Raw genomic sequence first — 4158 nt, forward strand, 5'->3', positions numbered from 1 at the left:
ACACTGCTCGGAATGACAGTGCCGGTGATCAAGGGCGTCAACGGCGGGTCGCACGGTACCGTCAAGCTGGAGGGCCCCAGCGGCGATTTCCACGTTGATGACCTCACATCAGGGCCATATAATCCGAGAGCGTCGCGAGCCGATCTGGAAGACAAATATGGCGCTGAGAATGTCCGTTCCACGACAACTCCATCCACTCCTCATCAGCGTGTGAACTCGGATCCTACTAAGGGAATTGAAGTCATAACAGACGGGGGCGGTGGCAAGGCAGTTAGGGTACAATTCGATGACCCTGTGACTGGAGCTCCCTTGACCGCAAATATTCCCTATGACGCCAGAGGGCTTCCAATATTCGACGATGTCTCAAAGTATACGACGTCAATAGACACTAAATTTTCTTATTCCGCTCAGATGGCCAAAGCCACCAGAGACCTTAGGGATGCGATAAATAGCGGCAAGGTGGACTCTTCACAGTTCAGTGAGAACCAACTGAAACAGATTAATTCTGGGCAGCCAAAAATTGATGATTATACGTGGCATCATAACGCGCAATCTTCTCCAAATAATATGCAGCTAATTCCGGCGGTAGTTCACGACGCAGTTATTCATAGCGGTCAAAAATCTCTTAATTCAGGCAAGTAATAATGTTAAATATATTTACTGATTATGGAAAATTTCCAATAGATAAAATCTATAAATTCGCTGCTAGCTGCGGAGTAGAAGTGCCGTTCGCATATGCTCAATTGCTATCTGAGCATAATGGGGCTCAACTGGTGGATAACCGTATAGAGTACGTCCACAAATCAAAAAACTTTGAAGATTGGTTTAGTTTTTGTAGATTTTATGATGTTAAAAAATCAGGATCAATTGAATATTATCAAGATTTGGAAGGAGTTGAATTTAGGAGGTGTATGACATTTGGCTTGACGGCTTCTGGAGATTATTTGGTTTTTAAGATGGAAAATGATAATAAATTTCCTTCTATAAAATTGATATTACATGATGAATTTGAAGTGACTGACATGATAGCTAATAGATGTGTAGTTGATTTGGCTAATGACTTTAGCGAATTTCTCGTGCGTCTGAAACGTGGCAGTGAATAGCAGATGGGTACGGGTCAAAATATGTCTTTTGCACATTAGAGGGGCAAGGAAATTTCTTGACCGCCCCAGGTCACCAATATCGAGAGCGTGGTGACCGCGGGCGGCACTGCGACGCTGGTGACCCCGGGGGCGCTGGGGCTGGACGGGGCGATCGTCTCGGGCGGGCAGGTGGTCGTGGACGCCGGCAGCCTGGCGATCGCCAGCCGGCAGGATAGCAGCACCTACCAGTCGGGCTCGCACAGCGCTTCGGTGGGCGCGAGCATCGCGATCGGCACGGGCGCGGTCTCGGTTTCGGGCAATCTCTCGAACGGCAAGCAGCAGGGCGACTTCGCCAGCGTGGTCGAGCAGGCGGGCATCCATGCCGGCGACCAGGGCTTTGCGATTCATGCCGGTGGCGACACGTCGCTGATCGGCGCGGTGATCGCCAGCACCGCGGACCCATCGAAGAACAGCCTGACCACCGGCACACTCCACGCCAGCGACCTCGAGAACCGGGAGACCTGGGACGCCAGCCAGACCTCGATCGGCGGCGGTATCGGCGGGATCAAGGCCGGCAAGGACGGGCAGGTGTCGCCACAGGGCGCCACGCCGCTGCCGGGGCTGTCGATCCAGGGGCTGGGCACGGTAACCGCGACCCCGCCGATGGCGATGGGGGCGAGCGGTAGCCAGTCGGGCACGACCCGGTCGGCAATCGCGAACGGCACGATCACGATCACTTCGGGCGACGCCGCCAGCGCTGCGCTCGCCCAGACGATCCGCCGCGACACCAGCGGCGCCAATGCCGGCGCGCTGGTCCAGCAGTTCGACGAGGCCAAGCGGCAGGAAATCGCCCAGGGCTTCCAGGCGGCGCAGACCTTGGCTGCGGAGACGAACGCATTCCTGAGCTCTCAGGCGGCCAAGGCGGACGACTGGAGCAAGCAGCATCCGAACGAGGATCCCCAGTCCAACCCCTATGCGCTCTGGGGCGCGGGCGGCACCGGGCGGCTGGTGCTCACGGCGATCAACGGCGCTGCCGGATCGGATGTCGCCGGCTCGCTCACCAGTCTCGTGCAGGGGGCGGCGGTCAACGTGCTGCAGGGCCTGGCGACCGACCAGGTCAAGCAGTTGGCGGATGCGCTTCACAGTGAGCAGGCCCGCGCCGCGCTGCAGGGGCTGGTCGGCTGTGCCGGCAGCGCCGTCGGCGGCTCGGGGGACTGTGCCAGCGGGGCGATGGGGGCGGCGGCCAGCGTCGTGCTCAACAATCTGCTCGCGTCGCTGGAACCGAAAAAGACGGACGGCAGCGTCGCGGTGAATGCCGAGGGCGACGCGGTACGCACCTATACGCAGGCGGAGCAGCAGGCGCGCGGCAATCTGGTCGGCACGCTGGTTGCCGCCATCGCCCAGACCGCCGGTCTCGACACCCAGGCGGCCACGCTGTCGGCCCAGATCGAGACGCAGAACAATTCGGTCGAGACGATCAAGGGGCCCGGCGGCCCCGTCACGATCTGTACCGCAGGCGAACGGACCTGTGCCGGCGCGCACCCCTTCAGCGCGTGGAAGAGCGGCACCAAGGCGGAGCAGGATCGCTGGCAGGCCTTCGCCAACCTCTATCCCGGCGCGAGCGATGCGGAGATCGTGGCGGCGATGCAGCGTTATTACGCCGCCATCGCTGCGAACATCCGCGATCCCAAGGCGCCGAAGCTGACCGAGGCCGAGGCGATCGCGCAGACCCGGCAGGAAAGTGCCGCCAAGCAGGCCGCGCTCGACTATCTGTCGGGGGGTGATGCGCGCCGGCAAGCGGGCTTGTCCGATCTCAGCAGTGCGGAGCTGGCCGAGCTCGTCACTTTCAAACGGAATTACAATGACCTGACCGACAGCGCCAAGGCGATCGTCCGGTCCGACATGGCGTCGGCCGGCAACGCCGATCCGCTGGGGCAGGCATTCGGCACGGTCCTGGGCGCGCTCGCCGACCCTCAGACCCTTCGCGACCTGTATTTCGCGGAAGTCCAGGCGCGCGCCAATGGGTCGGATTTCGCAGCGGGCGTTTCGGACTTCGCAGCGAGCGTCGGCGATGCCGCCAAGCCGGCGGCGCAGTTTCTGGCCGACCTCGGCACGCTCGGCAGCGCGGTTGATCCGAACACCGGCCAGATCAACCCCTACTACCAGACGCCGGAGGGTCAGGCCGCGTACAAGGCGGCCCAGGACCGGATGTCCGCGCGCGCCGAGGCCTTGGGCGGGGCCGCGACCGCGGCGGGATCGGCAGTACTGAAATTCGTCGCGGACATAACGCCGCCCGGGGCGGGGGATCCTTTCTATGTGCCGACCCAGGCGGAAAAGGATGCGCATGCGGCGCGCTTCTCCGCAGCGGTTGGCTCGGCTGTCGACGGTGCGAAGGCCATGCTCGCGGCGGTGGCGAAGCCGGTGGTGGACGTTGTCCAAAGCTGTGGGCTGGGCGGGAACGAGGCGTCGCGCGCCTGCGGCAGCGCGGCGGCTGTACTCGGGGCTGACGCGGCAGTCACACTCGCGACCGATGGTGCGGCGAAGGCTATAGTGGGCGAATCTAGGGTGGCTGGTGCCGCAGAAAATTCGCTATCGAGCGCCCTCGCTCGGTTCTCATACACCGTTGAGCAAGCACCGGGCGATCTTGCTGCTGATGCTAAAGGTGTTTACGGATACCTACCTACGAGCGGCTCAGAGTTTGCACAGGAAATTTGGGGCGTAGATTGGAGCGATCCAAAGGCTGTGGCAAATGCTCAGTCCATCCGGCTAGAGTACCACGAGACCGTCCAAGGTGAACGAGACCTGGTCGCCACTTTGTATTCGCAGGGAAGGTCTGCAGAGGATATAGCGAGGCGGCTTGTAGAATTAAGAAACAAGACGCGGCTTTCTTTCTATTCAGAAGATCAATTGCTGGCAGTGTATAAGCGAAACGTTGATCGATATGGCAATCCCCAAGGGCCAACATATGAGGCTCAGCTCGCAAAGTATGGTAGCGCAGAGGCGGTGATTCAGGCGGGCATGAGGACAAATCATGACGTGACCCCCGTTTTTTCCTCCAATTGGAGCTAGAGTCCGG

At 60.2% G+C, this 4158-nt stretch carries 3 protein-coding genes; all 3 read left to right on the top strand.

Annotation, left to right across the window (positions count from 1 at the left end; all coding sequences use genetic code 11):
• A partial coding sequence (locus KK7_RS22145; protein ID WP_138984003.1) for an HNH endonuclease occupies positions 1–642 on the top strand: 642 nt, incomplete at its 5' end.
• 2 nt (positions 643–644) lie between these two features.
• Positions 645–1103, top strand: coding sequence for an SMI1/KNR4 family protein (locus KK7_RS22735; protein WP_138984004.1), 459 nt, complete (start codon positions 645–647; stop codon positions 1101–1103).
• A gap of 78 nt (positions 1104–1181) precedes the next feature.
• Complete coding sequence (locus KK7_RS0119080) at positions 1182–4151, top strand: hemagglutinin repeat-containing protein (protein WP_086011783.1); 2970 nt, start codon at positions 1182–1184, stop codon at positions 4149–4151.
• Positions 4152–4158 lie beyond the last annotated feature (7 nt).

Source organism: Sphingomonas elodea ATCC 31461 (assembly GCF_000226955.1).
Classification (GTDB): Bacteria; Pseudomonadota; Alphaproteobacteria; order Sphingomonadales; family Sphingomonadaceae; genus Sphingomonas; species Sphingomonas elodea.